Here is a 14,330-nt window from a genome sequence, read left to right on the forward strand (position 1 = left end):
GCTCAATCGAAAAAATCGAAGCTCATCTGTCCGCCTAAGTTTGGCGGCCGAAACAAATCGCTACGCAATGCCGGCAGCGAACCCGCCAAATCCAGCTTTCTGGTAATCAACCTGAAGCGCTGCGCGATCAAATCGGCATAACTGCCGCTGCCGGTTTGACGTTGATGAAACGCCGCATCGTAGGCTTTACCGCCCCGGCTATCCCGCACCCGATTCATGACATGCTCGGCTTTTAATGGATAATTTTGTTGCAGCCATTCTTCAAATAGATCCGCAGTTTCCAAGGGCAGGCGTAGCAGGATGTATTGCACACTCTGCGCGCCGGCCTTATGGGCGGCACCGACAATGCTTTCCAATTCGTAATCGGTCAGCACCGGAATCAGCGGTGCCACCATCACCCCAACCGGAATACCGGCTGCCCGCAAGCGGGCAACCGCCTCCAACCGCCGTTTCGGCGCGGCGGCGCGCGGTTCCAGGGTTCGGGCCAGCGTCCTATCCAGCGTGGTAATAGACAGGTAGACGGAAGCCAAACCCTGCCCCGCCATCTCCGTCAAAATATCAATATCGCGCTCAACCAACGCCGACTTGGTCACGATGCTGACCGGATGCCGTGTCTCTAACAGCACTTCCAAAATCCGCCGCATGATGCGCTGTTGCCGTTCCAACGGTTGGTAAGGATCGGTATTGGTTCCCAGAGCCAGCGGCGCGCAGCGATAACTGCGTTTAACCAGTTCCTCGCGCAACAGCCGGGCGGCGTCGGGCTTGACCAAAATACGACTTTCGAAATCCAGCCCGGCGGAATAGCCCAAGTAAGCATGGGTCGGTCTGGCAAAGCAATAAATACAAGCGTGCTCGCAGCCGCGATAAGGATTGATCGACCTGTCGAACGGTATATCCGGCGAATCGTTATAGGTAATCACCGACTTGCTGCTATCGACGATGACTTCGGTTGCCAACGGCGGCAGTTCTGCGTCCGAGCTGCCCCAACCATCGTCCTCGGCTGCCCTGCTCTGCTTTTCAAAGCGGCCGGCGGCATTGCTGATGCTGGCACGTCCTTTGTAAATCAGGGGCTTGGACATAAGTGGATCTCTTGGAATCAAAAAAGCTCCTTCTCCCTCCGGGAGAAGGTTGGGATAAGGGGATAAAGTCAATTATTTACATCCCTTACCCTAGCCCTCTCCCGGAGGGAGAGGGAACTGTTAGAGGCTCCCATAAGAATATCGAAGGAGATAAAGAAGCTGAAACAGATAATACCGTTTAAGTGCTTTGCAGTCCGACGAATTTTGCAGGGCAATCAGGTTGCCGTAGCAAATCTGTCTACTGCTCTTTTTACCGCAGGTGATATGAATATCTGATCTTATCGTTTGGTGCGAGATTGGCGTTTCAGTATGCTGGTCTACATAGGCGGAACTGCCGTCATTAAACCAATACCGGCTATATAAACAGCCGACCACCGCATTGTCATCGATCAACTATCACATGAATTTTCCGATAGCCCAACGCATTGCCGATTTACGCCCCTCCGACATCCGCTTAATGACCAAAGAATGCGAGCGCGTTGGCGGCATTAATTTAGGTCAGGGCTTAGGCGACTTACCGACGCCGCCCTTGGTCAGGGATGGAGCGATCAAGGCTATTCTGGAAGGGCAAAATACCTACACACCATCCGAGGGCGTATCGCCTTTACGGCTGGCCATCGCGGAAAAACTGAAGCGCCACAACGGTCTGGATGTTGATCCCGAAACGGAAATCGTGATCAGTAGCGGCACTACCGGGGCCTTCGCCGCGACTTTAACCGCCCTGCTCAATCCGGGCGACGGCATTTTATTGTTGGAACCCTATTACGGTTATCATCTGAACACCATTTTGTTAAATGGCTTGGAACCGCAATTTCTTACTCTAACGCCGCCGGAATTTAGCCTGGATGAAGCCGCGCTGAAAGCCGCCATTCGCCCGAATACCAGGGCGATGGTGCTGTGTACGCCTTCCAATCCCAGCGGCAAGATGTTTAGCGCGGAGGAATTGGCTATCGTCGAGCGCGTTGCGGAGCATCACAATTTGTTGATCATTTCCGACGAAATCTACGAGTACATCACCTACGACGAGCGGCGGCATATCTCGCCGGCCAGTGTCGGCCGTTTGCGAGAGCGTACGGTCAGCATCATGGGATTTTCCAAGACGTTCAGCATTACCGGCTGGCGCCTGGGCTATGCAGTGGCGGACGCGGCTTTAGCCAAGGCCATCAATTTAGTCAACGACTTGCTATATGTCTGCGCGCCGTCGCCTTTGCAATACGGCGCCGCCGCCGGCTTGCAGGCTCCGCCGGAATATTTTCAAAGCCTGCGCAACGAATACCAGCGCAAACGCGACATTATTTGCGAGGGCCTGCACCAAGCCGGACTGACGCCGCTAGTGCCTCAGGGCGCTTATTACGTATTGGCCAGCATCGCCCATCTGGGCTTTGCCGATGCCAGAACCGCCGCACTAACTATCTTGACGCAAACCGGTGTCGCCAGCGTGCCGGGCAGTTCGTTTTACCGAAGCAGCGCCGGTGAAGGCTTGATCCGGTTTTGCTTTGCCAAGGACGACGCCACCTTGCACGAAGCGGTCAAACGTTTGGGCAAATTTCGCATTTAGATTGGCCCTGCGACTGGCGTGCGACAAAAACATGTTCCAAGCGGATCGTAAAATAGACCATCGATAATCCGACTTCCCTCACAGCTTAATTTGCCGATGTTACGCGCCGTTGCCTTGTCGAAACATTTCCCCGGAAAACACGTCATTGCAGACTTTTCGTTTGCCTGGACTGCCCCCGGTATTTATTTGATCGCCGGCCCCAATGGCGTGGGCAAATCGACCTTGCTGGCGGTACTAGCTGGCGCGCTGGCCGCCGACGCCGGCGAGGTATTTGTCGGCGACGCCGACCTCAGAACCAGCCCGTTGACGGCACGGCGACGCTTGAGCTTCTGTCCGGCGGACTGCCCGGTGTTTCCGTTTCTCACCGGCCAAGACTGGCTAGGGCTGTTAACGTCAGTGCGCGGGCAATTAAATCGCCGGGTTTTGGATCAATTGCTTGATGGCTTTCAATTGCACGCGCACCTACGCACTCGCTTCGATCAACTCTCGCTCGGCACGGCCCGCAAGATTTTCTTGCTCGGCAGCATCGCCGCCGATACGGAGATATTGCTATTGGACGAACCCAGCAACGGTCTGGACGCCGGCTCATTGGCGGCACTGCAACAGGTCTTGAGGGAACAGGCCCGGCAACGTCTGATTATCCTGTCATGCCACGAGCCGGCACAGCAGCTGGGATTTGACATCAGCCGGGAGCGCACCCTGTCCTTGCAGTGAAATCCTTAGCCTTCGGCGGCAGGGTATTGTTTTTTCAGTTGTTGGGCTGGCGTTTACGCTTTTACGCCGATGCCAGCTTGAAATTGTTGATTCGGCGCTGGCAAATCTGGTGTTTGTTGCTGTTTAGCCTATCCCCGGCAGATATGCCGTTTGCCGCGCAAATACAGGTCTTGGCCAAACCGGTTGACTACCTGTTGACCGGGGACGATACGCTTTTGGCTTGGTTGGGCGTATCGGTGCTGGCGGCAGCCTGGACTTCGGTACAAGCCGACGCGCTGCGCGGTGGCGCGCCCTGGAATTATCTGTGCTCACTACCCTATATCGCGACACTGGAAACTAAGACCGATGCGTGTCTGCTGCTAATCGCCGATTTACCGCTGTTACTGCCGTTTATCGCTTACGAATTCAGCCGCTATCGAACCACTCGGGATTTTGAATTCGACTGCCTGCTGGCAGCCTCGTTGGCAATGCAGTTATTACTAATGCAACAACGCCTATTGCGCGGCGCGCAGCTAATAAGCGCATTTTTCACGTTCGCTATCTCGCTATGGGCACTAGAAATACACGGTCATCGAGGATCCGGCGTTACGGTGCTAGGCTTGCTATTAAGCGCTCCAATCGTTGCGACCGGATTACAAAAACAATGGGATAAGCGGATAACCGCCGGAAAACCAAGCCCGAAACGGCGTTTCGGCAAGCTGTCCCCACACTATCATCCGCTCTCCAATTTGCTACTGATCAATCTACACGCCTTGGTACAGCACCAAGAGCTCAGCGTCCGTTTGCCATTGTTGATTTATCCGGGCGGCATTGTCTGGTTCGGCAATATCTGGCAAAAGCTTGGCTTACATGCGCCGGTGGCTATCGGTTTACTGCTAATAGGCGTGGTGCCGCTGATTCTACAAACCGCGTGCCTGGAAATTACGCTACGTAACGGCCGCAAATCCATACAAGCTTTATACGCCTCGCTGGGCATCGGCCAACGACGCTTACTGATCGCCGATCTGCTGATATTGGAAACACTGTTTTCGCTGCTGGCGCTGGCACCAATCACGGTGCTGCACTCTATTCTGGGCAGTCGCGCGGCATTAGTACTGCCTTTGGGCGCGATTGGTGTGGCCGCTTTAACCTGGCTTTACGCGCTGGATCGGTCGAACATGCCACGAATCATGCCCAAACTAATGGTCTCGACTTGGTTTTTAGCCATGAATTACTTATGGATAACTTTATAAAAACCCGCTACAGCTAAAGCTCCCCGGCCTATCGCAACAATGCTGGCGATAAGTTTATAAACCAACAACCATTCAACAATTACTGTTTCATTATCAACACATCATTTACAGCTGCCTCATTTTTTATCCACGTAAACAATGACTTGAAAAATGGCATACAAATTGACTATTGAAAGGAATTAAGCGTTTATTGAACAACATGTCCAAATCCACCGTTTCCCGACTCGCCAGCGCCCGCATTCCCACGGCGTATGGCGACTTTCAACTCTGCTACTACAGCAATACCCTGGATAACAAAGAACATCTGGCTTTTGTGATGGGTAGTGTCAGCGACGCCGAAAATGTATTGGTGCGCATCCATTCGGAATGCTTTACCGGCGATGTGCTGGGTTCCAGACGCTGCGACTGCGGCGAACAACTGGACCGTTCGCTGCAATTGATCGCCAGCCAGGGTGCCGGCGTTTTGGTTTATCTGCGTCAGGAAGGCCGCGGTATCGGCCTCTTGCAAAAAATGCGCGCTTACAATCTGCAAGACCAAGGCTACGATACGGTGGATGCCAATCTGCTATTGGGACATGGTGCCGATGAGCGAGATTATTCGCTGGCCGCGCGTATTCTGGAAGATTTGCGTATCAACTCGATACGGTTGATGACCAACAACCCGGTAAAAATTCAAGCCCTGGAGAGCGAAGGTATCCGGGTCAACGCCCGTTTTCCGCTGGAAGCCACGGTTAATGCGGACAACGAAGGCTATCTGCTGACCAAGGCCCGGCGCATGGATCACCTGTTGCAAATCAAACCTGCCGCTGCCAGGGTAAGCGTGAGAACCGCGCATGATTGTGAACCAGCAGATTGAACGTTGGCTGAACGCCCAACAGGCGTTTTCCGAATCAGCCAGACGGCCGTTTGTCACGCTAAGTTATGCGCAAAGCTGGGACGGCAGCATCACTACCCGCGCCGGCGAAACCCTGGGTTTGAGCGGTAACGAATCGCGGCGCCTGACTCATCAACTACGCAGCCTGCACGACGGCATCCTGGTCGGAATCGGCACGGTGTTGACTGACGATCCGCAATTGACGGTGCGCGAATGGCGCGGCGACAATCCGCAACCCATCGTGCTGGATAGCCAGCTGCGGATGCCGCCCACGGCCCGCCTCTGCCAACGCGCCGATAAAAACTGCTGGGTGTTGACCCGCTTAAAAGACGATAGCGAATTCGACGGCAATGCTGAAATCATCACCCTTGAGGGCGATAGCAATGGGCGCGTCGATTTGTCCGAAGCCCTGCAACTGCTGTGGGAGAAAGGCATTCGGACGCTGATGGTGGAAGGCGGCAGCCAGGTGATCACCGCCTTTTTAAAAGCGCAACTGGCCGATGCGTTGGTGTTGACCATTGCCCCCACGTTAGTGGGCGGATACAAAGGCGTCGGCAATTTGGAATTGGATTGCAAAAGCCAGCTCCCGCAAATTCGCCCGCTGCATTCACAGATGCTGGGAGAGGATTTGATCATGTGGGGCAATCTGCACTATCGGGAGCCGGCCTTAGCGTGAGAGCCCGTCAGTTATGGTTTACCAATCCGCGTGCCGTGGAAATCCTCGAGCAGCGCTTACCGCCGCTGGAATCTGGGAAAATGCTGGTAAAGAGTCTTTGCTCGGCGATCAGTGCCGGCACCGAGATGCTGGTTTACCGTGGACAACTGCCCACGGATATTGCTTTGGATGCCTCATTGACAGCGTTGCAGCAGCAAGCCGCTTATCCCTTGCAGTACGGTTACGCCTGTGTCGGCCGCGTCGAACAAATCGGCGCTGGCGTCGATGCGGCTTGGTTAACTAAGCAGGTGTTTTCGTTTCAGCCGCATGCCAGTCATTTTATTGCGGCACCCGATCAACTGATCGCTTTGCCGGAGGATGTCGAACCCGAGGCGGCGGTATTTTTAGCCAATATGGAAACGGCGGTAAATCTGGTTCTGGACGGCAATCCGGCCCTGGGGGAACGAGTCGCGGTTTTAGGGCAAGGCATCGTCGGCTTATTGCTATCCAGCATACTGGCCCGTTTTCCCTTGGCGCAATTGCTTGCTTTGGATGAAATCGGCAAACGCCGCAATTACGCCGAGTGGCTGGGTGTACATCGAACTTTCGACCCAAAGTCAGATATGCAAATAGCGGAATTGAAAGACGCTTTACGCTTGCCCGTGGAACTATCGGCAACGCCGAACGCCGGCGCGGATCTGATCTACGAAGTCAGCGGCGCACCGGAAGCGTTGAATCTGGCTATCGAGTTATGCAGCTATTCCGGCCGTATCGTGATCGGCAGTTGGTACGGCAACAAATCTGCTGCTGTGCAACTGGGCGGCGCGGCCCATCGCAATCGCATCAAATTCATCAGCAGTCAGGTCAGCAGTATTGCGCCGGAATTATCCGGGCGCTGGGATAAAGCCCGACGTTTCCAGCAGGCTTGGCAGATGATTCGACGAGTGAAGCCGCAAGCACTAATCAGCCACCGGATCCCGATTGATCAAGCCGCAGACATTTACGAGCTGCTGGATCAAGCGCCGGAACAAGTCTTACAAGCCATTTTTATTTATTAAAAAACTCCCCCTACCCCTCTTTTTCAAAGAGGAGTTAGCAACCAACACTTTTAGGAAAACCACTATGTACAGCGTAGCCGTCAGCCGGGACTTTATCGCCAACCATTACTTGATCGGTGGCGACTGGGGCAGCGAAAATCAGCCGCATGCCCACCATTACATCGCGGAAGTGCGTATCGACGGCGAGCAACTCGACCGGCATGGCTACCTGGTGGACATCGTAGCGATCGAAGCCGCGCTGGACGCTATCCTGGCGGATTTTCGAGATCAAATGCTCAACGACAAACCGGAGTTTGCCGGTTTAAATCCCAGCATCGAGCATTTCAGTCGCATTATCTGCGAAAAAATTGCCACCGCTATTAATCCGCCCGGAACCGGTAGATTGCGGGTAAAGCTCTGGGAAAACGCCACTTGCTGGGCGGCTTACCGCTTAATTTTCTAAACCGGCAAACATCATGCACATAGGCTTGCTGATCGTTGGCGACATGGATAGCGTCAGCGGCGGCTATCTATATAACCGCAAGCTGGTGGCTTACCTGCAAAACCAGGGCGATCAGGTCAGCATCATCAGCCTGCCGCCGCGCAATTATTGGCGGCAGCTGACTGAGAATATTACCGGCGACTTATTGGAAAACATCGCCGCGGCCAAGCCGGATATTCTGATTCAAGACACCATGGTGCATCCGGCCGTGTTTTATTTGAATCGGCGCATCAGAAAACAACTCGGCATCCCGCTAATCGCCCTGGTGCATCTACTGGCCAACATCGACCAAGCACCTTGGCATAGCGCCCGGCTGTACCGGATTATCGAGCGCCGTTATTTACAAACGGTGGACGGCATAATTGCCAACAGCCAGACCACGCTAAGCCAAATCAATCAGCTACTGGCTGGCGACTTACCACCGCACTGCATTGCCGTACCGGCCGGCGACAACTTTGCCGATGTAAATATCGATCGCATAGCCGTGTTAAACCGCGCGCTGGGGCCGGGACCGCTAAGAATATTACTGGTAGGCAATGTTATCCGCCGTAAGGGTTTGCATGTGCTACTAAAAGCCCTTAGCCAACTACCTGTAGACGACTACCAACTCGGCGTGGCCGGGCGACTGGATATGGAACCCGACTATGTGTCGCAGATTGAAACACTGGTTCGCGAAGCCGGACTGGCAAAAAGCGTGTCCTTACTCGGTGCCGTGCAAGGCGCAGCCTTGGCCGATCTGTACCGGCAACATCATCTACTGGTGATGCCGTCCGCTTACGAAAGTTACGGGATTGTCTATGTGGAAGCCCAGCAATTCGGTCTGCCGGTGATCGGCACCAAGGCCGGCGCGGCCTGGGAGATTATTCGTGAGCGGGAAAACGGCTATTTGATCGAACCTAAAGCGCATGACGCCCTAGGCTATTTGTTACGGACCCTGCATCATGATCGGCCGCTACTGGCGCAGTTGGGCGCTAACGCCTTGCAAGCCTACACTGCTCAGCCCCAATGGGAGGCAAGTTGCGCCGCCATCCGCGCTTTTTTATCCAGCCAATTCAACCCCTGGCAAAGCAGATAAACGATCACCCGTTGGCCAATAATCGTGTACGCCGGCTGGCAAGTCCCTGTCGGGCGCAGCCATCGATGTAATGATGCAGCGCCACCTGCGCATTGGTTTTAGAGGAAAACGGCCCTTTGCGGCCTTCCCGGGTCAAAAAATACCAGGTAGGTAGCCCGGTATTAGGATTGACCACGGATAGAAATCGTTCGGTTCGAAACATGGTTTTTCAATATAAAGTCTTGATATAAGCTAATTCCTATCATTATTTATGCCATGTTTTTAAGCCGTGCCAAGACTGGCTTTGTTATGCCTGACTGGCAAATCAATGTTGTTGCCGATGCTGATACTGTTGCTTGGGTGTTTGGAAAACAACGTTTTTAGTTTTAAGCCACGGCATGTTTTAACAAATTAAATACAATTCCGTAGGATGGGTAGAGCAAAGCGAAACCCATCGCTAACCTCAAATTTATCCTGAAAAAATAAAAATGACCGAATACCGTCGCCATCGTGTCCAAGGTGGCACTTATTTTTTACGGTAAATCTGGCGGATAGAAACCAAACACTACTCCATCTCATTGCCAGAGGGTGTCCTGAATTTTGTGTAAACGGGATTTAATTATCGATTGGGCATCCTGTCTTCAAACTGAATGCTAAACCGATTCAACGCGGCTTTCCAGTCATGCAAAGGCATGGTCCATTTTTTACTGATATTCATCAGGGCCAAATAGAACAATTTCGACAAGGCTTCATCACTGGGAAATGAACCGCGATTCTTGGTGATTTTCCGCAAACTCATGTTGACCGACTCAATGGCATTGGTGGTGTAAATGATGCGGCGTATCTCCGGCGGATAGTCGAAAAAGGGGATGATCCGATCCCAATGACGTCGCCAAATTTGGGCAATCGGTGGATAGGCATCGTTCCACTGCACCTCGAACTCAGCCAGCTTCTGCTCCGCCTCGGCGACGGTGGCTGACTGGTAAATCTGTTTGAGATCGGCGGCGATCTGTTTGCGCATTTTCCAGCCGACATAGTTGAGGCTGTTGCGGACCAAATGCACGATGCACAGTTGAACGGCTGTGTGTGGATAGACGGTTTCAATCGCTTCGGGAAAGCCTTTCAAGCCATCGACACAGGCGATGAAGATGTCTTGGACGCCGCGGTTCTTGAGGTCGGTGACGACTTGCAACCAAAACTTGGCGCCCTCGGTTTGAGCTATCCATAAGCCCAGCACTTCCTTTTCGCCGTTCATATTGACGCCAATCGCCAGATAAACAGCCTTGACCCGCACTGCACCGGTATCACGCACTTTGACGTGGATGCAGTCGAGATAAACGATGGGGTAAATCGGATCGAGCGGTCGCGATTGCCAGGCTTTCACTTCCTCAATCACGGCGTCCGTCACTGAGGAAATCAAGCTCGACGACACTTCAGTGCCATACAGCTCTTCCAGGTGGCTCTGGATTTCCCTGACCGTCAGCCCTCGGGCATAAAGCGAAATAATCTTGTCGTCAAAGCCCGTCCAACGGGATTGGTGTTTGCCAATGATTTGCGGCTCGAACTGACCATGACGATCACGTGGAATCTCAATCGGCAATGCGCCAAAATCACCTTTCAGCGTTTTACGGCTTTTGCCGTTGCGCGTATTCCCCGTAGCATTACTGACAGACTCATGCTTGCCATGCCCCAGATGTTCGGTCATTTCAGCTTCTAAAGCCCGCTCCACCAGCGCCTTGGTGAGTTGTTTCAGCAGGCCATTTTCGCCCAGCAGGTCTTCCGGTTTTTGATAGCCGGACAATAAGGTATCGATTAGGTCAGTTGGGATAGATTGGGTTTCGGTCATGGTTACTCCTCAAAGTAAGGGCAGTGTCCTGCCTAATGACCGTTTACACAAAAATTCTTACACCCTCGGCTTACGCTCGGTTACGGCATCCTTTAAGCTGCTACCCAGCAACTGCCAGTGCGTTTCTAGATTTTGTAATCGAGGATGATGTTGCCAGCGTCGGACCAGATGCTTTAGCCAGGCAAATACCCGTTGCGGCTGCCTTAGCATAATCCCGCCGAATAAGGACAAGGTCAGCAATATACCGCTCAGTATCGGCAGGATTGCCGGCCAGTCGGCCACATTGCCGGCCGGCGAAACCAGTAGTAACAGTACCGCCAATAGCAAGATGCTGAAGTTGATCCACAGCTCGTAAAATCTATCCAGCCCCAAGGCCAATAAAGCGCCGTGCAAGGGCAGGCGGCAACGCTGGTATAACCAAAAGATCTGTAATGGCTCGCCGCCAAACTGCGGGCCTGGCGTTATGAAACTGACGGCTTGGCCGGCCTGACGTATCGCCACTAACTCACCAAAGCCGACGGGCAAATTCAGCAAATCGCTCAGCACCCACCAGCGCCGGGTCGCCAGCAGAATAATTGCAAGATTCAGCGCCACCCAAGCCAGCCATTGCACAAACGATAACGCGCCGATACTCCGGGTTATCGCGGCAAGCGGCAGTTGGCTAAGCACCAATCCCGCCAGAATCAATGCCGGCAACCACCACAAAACCGGAACCGTTTTACGCCAGGACATCAGGCGCCGTCATAGCGTTGAATCCATTCGTCACCCCAAGACCACAAACTACAGCGGCCGGTACCCAACAACAAAATCCAGCTGGCGGAGAAGATCAATAAATAACTGATTACAACACCATAGCCGCTTGGAAAATTCTCGCTCAAGACAGCGATCAAAATCAGCGCCCCCACGCGTCCGGCACAGCCAAGCGCGATCAGACCAACGCCTAGCGCCAATCCAGAGAGCGGTAGATTGCCGGCTGAATCGATTGCAGCCGGCATCTGCAAAAACAACAGCCACAACAACAATAACCGCAACCCTGGCAGCAGGAATTGCGCGTTCCATTGGGCCATGCGACTGTAAGTCTGCGGCCTTAAGCGCCCGCATACTACCCACCAATCCGCGGCAAAACCGAACAACACCGGCAACATGACGGCAATACCCGCCACCACAGTCAGCGCTGGGTTCAGCAGCGGCCAAAGCGCCAGCGCCACAAAAGCCATTTGAAAGCCGGCCAAAGTCCGGCGCAGCGGATTTTCCGGCGGTGCCTGCACGGGCAAATTCAGTCTATGGCGGCGTTGCAGACCCCAGCGATAAACATAATATGCCGCGCTTAATAGCAGATAAGAGCCATGCAGCGTTCCGAATTCGATAGCCAGCAGCGGCGCCACCATTAAACCCAAGGCATCAAAAGTAATATCCAGCTCGTTACCCAGCAGGCTTACCTGCCCACTTCGGCGAGCGGCGAAACCATCCAGGCGATCGAGGCTAGCGGCCAAGGTGTACAACAACGCCGGCAGCCATGCCAGATCGGCAAGTTTTTGCGGCATAAACAAAAAACCGCCGGTTAGTGCAATCAAACCGCCCCGTAGAATGGTCAATCGATTACCCCAGCCGAGACTGCGATATAGCGGCGATTCCGCGTCCGCTCGATTCAGCGCCAGTCGCCGCCACGCGCAGACCAAGACATATACCCAGATCAGCCCGGCCTGCAGCAGCCATTGGCCGGCAGCGCTCCAATCGAACTTAAACAGCAATAGCGCGGAAAAACCCGTTAACAAAATGCCAACGCCGATCATGCCTATCGCTTGCAATTCGTGTTTCGTAGTATTAAAGGCTACGTCTTGGAGGGGCCGCATAGATATTTGTAAATAGCGTCAGATTAATCGATATGCTTAAGCATGAGACGTGCCAAATTTTACGAAGCGTTTTGCAATCGAAATTCAAGCAATAAGTATGGCGCCGTTTTTGCTTATAAAACCGCGTACATTATCCGCCGTCGCTCGGCAATCAACTGTTACTTAAACAACATGCCCGTCTTATTAAATTTTATCCTCCGCCGGCAACAAAGCGTCTTAGGTCTCAATTTCCGCGATTCCGCCCGGCAAGGACATGCATGTTAAGTAATATCAGGATGTTCAATAGCGGCGGACCCAGCCGCGCCGGCACAGGCTTGACAATTTTTGCTTTGGTTTATGTATTGGCAGCCTTAGTTATCCCCAACCGCATTAGCTTGATCGAACCGTCGGTTTTTGCCTGCTTACCGCTGGAGGGGGTTTTACTCGGTCTAGTCTTGCTAGTGCCGGGCACAACAGGCTCTCTGCTCCGCCAAATCGCCGCCTGCCTGCTGGCGACCGGGATCATCTTTAAAGTGGCTGATCTGGCGGCGTATCAGGTTTTCGGCCGGCCGTTCAATCCGGTGCTGGACTCCCGCTTCCAGGCCGACGGCATGAATCTGTTGCAAGGCAGCATCGGCCGGATTGGCGCGTTTGTCGTTGCCGGTCTGATAGTCGCGCTCTTGCTCGGTATATTCCTGCTGACCAACGCCCTGCTGCGCCGGCTCCAAATTCGGGTGCAATCCTCGGCGAAGCGCTACGGCGCCGGCTTGCTCGCGGCAGCACTGGTCTGGACCGGCGGCGGCTTCGCCGGCTGGTCTTATGCCGGCAAACCGTTTTACGAGCTGCTGGCGGCTCATGTCGGCAATATCCGTAGTACTGCCGCCGATCTGAAAAACTTTCAAGGTATCGTCGATAGCGAACCTTATGCCGAAGTAGCGGACAGCGAATTGTTCCGGAAACTGAAAGGCAAGGACGTGCTGGTGGTGTTCGTCGAATCGTACGGCAGAACCGTACTCGACAAAGCCGATTACGCCACCCATATCCGTCCATTGCTGCAGCAAAGCAGCGCCGATCTTGCCGCAAACGGTTTAGCGGTCCGTAGCGCTTATCTGACGTCGCCGACATACGGCGGCATCAGCTGGCTGGCGCATGGCACCCTGATGTCCGGCTTATGGATCGATAGCCAGACCCGTTACGACCGTTTGGTGATGAGCCGACGCCCCTCCTTAAACCGGCTGTTCCACCGGGCCGGCTGGCGCACCATAGCGGTACAGCCGGCGCATACCATGGCCTGGCCGCAAGGCGAATACTTCGGTTACGACCGCATCTACGCCGCGCAAGATCTGGGCTATAAAGGCCAGTCCTTCAATTGGATCACCATGCCGGACCAATACACGTTGGCGGCTTTGCAGAATTTGGAGCGCCAAGCGGGCGACCGTCAACCGCTAATGGCCGAATTGGCTTTGATCTCGTCACACGCACCGTGGACCCCGTTGCCGCAGTTAGTGGATTGGGAGCAAGTCGGCGACGGCAGCATTTTCAATCAGGCCCGAGCCGGCGATACGCCGGAGATAGTCTGGCAAAATACCGAACGCATTCGCGAGCAATATCGAAAGTCCATCGAATATGCGTTGGCAAATATCGTGTCGTATGTCATTAAGTACGGCGACGACAATCTCGTGCTCCTGATGTTGGGCGACCACCAACCGGCGCCGTTTGTCACCGGCGAATCGGGTAATCACGACGTGCCGGTACATCTGATCAGCCGCGATCCCAAGGTGATGAACGCGATCAACGATTGGCAATGGAGCGACGGCATGCTGCCGGCCGAGAAGGCGCCGGCATGGGGTATGGACAAGCTGCGTGACCGTTTTATTGCGGCATTTTCTAAGTAAATTAGCACTTACGCGCAATTAGAAATAATAATGCCGCCGCGTGGGCACAACA

Annotated in this window: 14 protein-coding genes and 1 pseudogene; 10 read left to right on the forward strand and 5 right to left on the reverse strand. The window is 53.9% G+C overall.

Translation table 11 applies throughout. The features are described from left to right. Nucleotides 1–2 precede the first annotated feature (2 nt). Complete coding sequence (locus ACH50O_RS08945; protein WP_446811671.1) at nucleotides 3–1,079, reverse strand: PA0069 family radical SAM protein; 1,077 nt, start codon at nucleotides 1,077–1,079, stop codon at nucleotides 3–5. Nucleotides 1,080–1,479: 400 nt separating this feature from the next. Between ACH50O_RS08945 and ACH50O_RS08950 the strand changes: the two genes are divergently transcribed. The 9 genes and pseudogenes from ACH50O_RS08950 (at nucleotide 1,480) to ACH50O_RS08990 (ending at nucleotide 8,726) form a co-directional block, all read left to right on the forward strand. Beyond that, nucleotides 1,480–2,637 (forward strand): pyridoxal phosphate-dependent aminotransferase, encoded by a 1,158-nt coding sequence (locus tag ACH50O_RS08950; protein ID WP_446811672.1) that lies wholly within the window; start codon nucleotides 1,480–1,482, stop codon nucleotides 2,635–2,637. Between the two features lie 186 nt (nucleotides 2,638–2,823). Continuing rightward, nucleotides 2,824–3,147 (forward strand): annotated as a pseudogene (locus tag ACH50O_RS08955) (ATP-binding cassette domain-containing protein); the annotation flags it as partial. A gap of 3 nt (nucleotides 3,148–3,150) precedes the next feature. Next, the gene (locus tag ACH50O_RS08960) at nucleotides 3,151–3,351 is read left to right on the forward strand and encodes a hypothetical protein (protein WP_446812131.1); all 201 of its coding nucleotides are present in this window, start codon (nucleotides 3,151–3,153) and stop codon (nucleotides 3,349–3,351) included. Next, nucleotides 3,348–4,583 (forward strand): hypothetical protein, encoded by a 1,236-nt coding sequence (locus tag ACH50O_RS08965; RefSeq protein WP_446811673.1) that lies wholly within the window; start codon nucleotides 3,348–3,350, stop codon nucleotides 4,581–4,583. Before ACH50O_RS08960 ends, ACH50O_RS08965 begins: the two co-directional genes overlap by 4 nt. A 199-nt stretch (nucleotides 4,584–4,782) precedes the next feature. Then, nucleotides 4,783–5,439: a GTP cyclohydrolase II gene (ribA, locus tag ACH50O_RS08970; protein ID WP_446812132.1), complete on the forward strand. Its 657-nt coding sequence runs from the start codon at nucleotides 4,783–4,785 to the stop codon at nucleotides 5,437–5,439. Further along, nucleotides 5,417–6,133, forward strand: a complete 717-nt coding sequence (locus ACH50O_RS08975) for a RibD family protein (RefSeq protein ID WP_446811674.1) — start codon at nucleotides 5,417–5,419, stop codon at nucleotides 6,131–6,133. Before ribA ends, ACH50O_RS08975 begins: the two co-directional genes overlap by 23 nt. Next, the gene (locus ACH50O_RS08980; protein ID WP_446811675.1) at nucleotides 6,130–7,170 is read left to right on the forward strand and encodes a zinc-dependent alcohol dehydrogenase; all 1,041 of its coding nucleotides are present in this window, start codon (nucleotides 6,130–6,132) and stop codon (nucleotides 7,168–7,170) included. The genes ACH50O_RS08975 and ACH50O_RS08980 overlap by 4 nt, the downstream gene beginning before the upstream one ends. Nucleotides 7,171–7,234: 64 nt before the next feature. Continuing rightward, nucleotides 7,235–7,612 carry a 6-pyruvoyl trahydropterin synthase family protein gene (locus tag ACH50O_RS08985; protein WP_446811676.1) on the forward strand — a complete coding sequence of 126 codons (378 nt, stop codon included), beginning with the start codon at nucleotides 7,235–7,237 and terminating at the stop codon, nucleotides 7,610–7,612. Between the two features lie 13 nt (nucleotides 7,613–7,625). Continuing rightward, nucleotides 7,626–8,726 (forward strand): glycosyltransferase family 4 protein, encoded by a 1,101-nt coding sequence (locus ACH50O_RS08990; protein ID WP_446811677.1) that lies wholly within the window; start codon nucleotides 7,626–7,628, stop codon nucleotides 8,724–8,726. Nucleotides 8,727–8,730: 4 nt separating this feature from the next. Here the strand turns inward: ACH50O_RS08990 and ACH50O_RS08995 are convergent, their stop codons facing one another. The 4 genes from ACH50O_RS08995 to ACH50O_RS09010 form a co-directional block, all read right to left on the reverse strand. After that, complete coding sequence (locus ACH50O_RS08995) at nucleotides 8,731–8,928, reverse strand: DUF6316 family protein (RefSeq protein WP_446811678.1); 198 nt, start codon at nucleotides 8,926–8,928, stop codon at nucleotides 8,731–8,733. 396 nt (nucleotides 8,929–9,324) lie between these two features. Next, nucleotides 9,325–10,551, reverse strand: coding sequence for an IS256 family transposase (locus ACH50O_RS09000; RefSeq protein ID WP_446811679.1), 1,227 nt, complete (start codon nucleotides 10,549–10,551; stop codon nucleotides 9,325–9,327). Between the two features lie 57 nt (nucleotides 10,552–10,608). Next, nucleotides 10,609–11,283 (reverse strand): lysylphosphatidylglycerol synthase domain-containing protein, encoded by a 675-nt coding sequence (locus ACH50O_RS09005; protein WP_446811680.1) that lies wholly within the window; start codon nucleotides 11,281–11,283, stop codon nucleotides 10,609–10,611. Next, the gene (locus tag ACH50O_RS09010; protein WP_446811681.1) at nucleotides 11,283–12,404 is read right to left on the reverse strand and encodes a CDP-alcohol phosphatidyltransferase family protein; all 1,122 of its coding nucleotides are present in this window, start codon (nucleotides 12,402–12,404) and stop codon (nucleotides 11,283–11,285) included. The genes ACH50O_RS09005 and ACH50O_RS09010 overlap by 1 nt, the downstream gene beginning before the upstream one ends. 257 nt (nucleotides 12,405–12,661) lie before the next feature. Here ACH50O_RS09010 and ACH50O_RS09015 point away from each other — a divergent pair, with 257 nt between their 5' ends. Beyond that, complete coding sequence (locus tag ACH50O_RS09015) at nucleotides 12,662–14,278, forward strand: sulfatase-like hydrolase/transferase (RefSeq protein WP_446811682.1); 1,617 nt, start codon at nucleotides 12,662–12,664, stop codon at nucleotides 14,276–14,278. The last annotated feature ends 52 nt before the right edge of the window (nucleotides 14,279–14,330 follow it).

This window comes from Methylomonas sp. 2BW1-5-20 (genome assembly GCF_052474515.1).

Coding starts and splice junctions, on each gene's coding strand:
- ACH50O_RS08945 (WP_446811671.1), bottom strand. CDS start 1,079: ATGTCCAAGCCCCTGATTTACAAAGGACGTGCCAGCATCAGCAATGCC.
- ACH50O_RS08950 (WP_446811672.1), top strand. CDS start 1,480: ATGAATTTTCCGATAGCCCAACGCATTGCCGATTTACGCCCCTCCGAC.
- ribA (WP_446812132.1), top strand. CDS start 4,783: ATGTCCAAATCCACCGTTTCCCGACTCGCCAGCGCCCGCATTCCCACG.
- ACH50O_RS08975 (WP_446811674.1), top strand. CDS start 5,417: ATGATTGTGAACCAGCAGATTGAACGTTGGCTGAACGCCCAACAGGCG.
- ACH50O_RS08985 (WP_446811676.1), top strand. CDS start 7,235: ATGTACAGCGTAGCCGTCAGCCGGGACTTTATCGCCAACCATTACTTG.
- ACH50O_RS08990 (WP_446811677.1), top strand. CDS start 7,626: ATGCACATAGGCTTGCTGATCGTTGGCGACATGGATAGCGTCAGCGGC.
- ACH50O_RS08995 (WP_446811678.1), bottom strand. CDS start 8,928: ATGTTTCGAACCGAACGATTTCTATCCGTGGTCAATCCTAATACCGGG.
- ACH50O_RS09000 (WP_446811679.1), bottom strand. CDS start 10,551: ATGACCGAAACCCAATCTATCCCAACTGACCTAATCGATACCTTATTG.
- ACH50O_RS09005 (WP_446811680.1), bottom strand. CDS start 11,283: ATGTCCTGGCGTAAAACGGTTCCGGTTTTGTGGTGGTTGCCGGCATTG.
- ACH50O_RS09010 (WP_446811681.1), bottom strand. CDS start 12,404: ATGCGGCCCCTCCAAGACGTAGCCTTTAATACTACGAAACACGAATTG.
- ACH50O_RS09015 (WP_446811682.1), top strand. CDS start 12,662: ATGTTAAGTAATATCAGGATGTTCAATAGCGGCGGACCCAGCCGCGCC.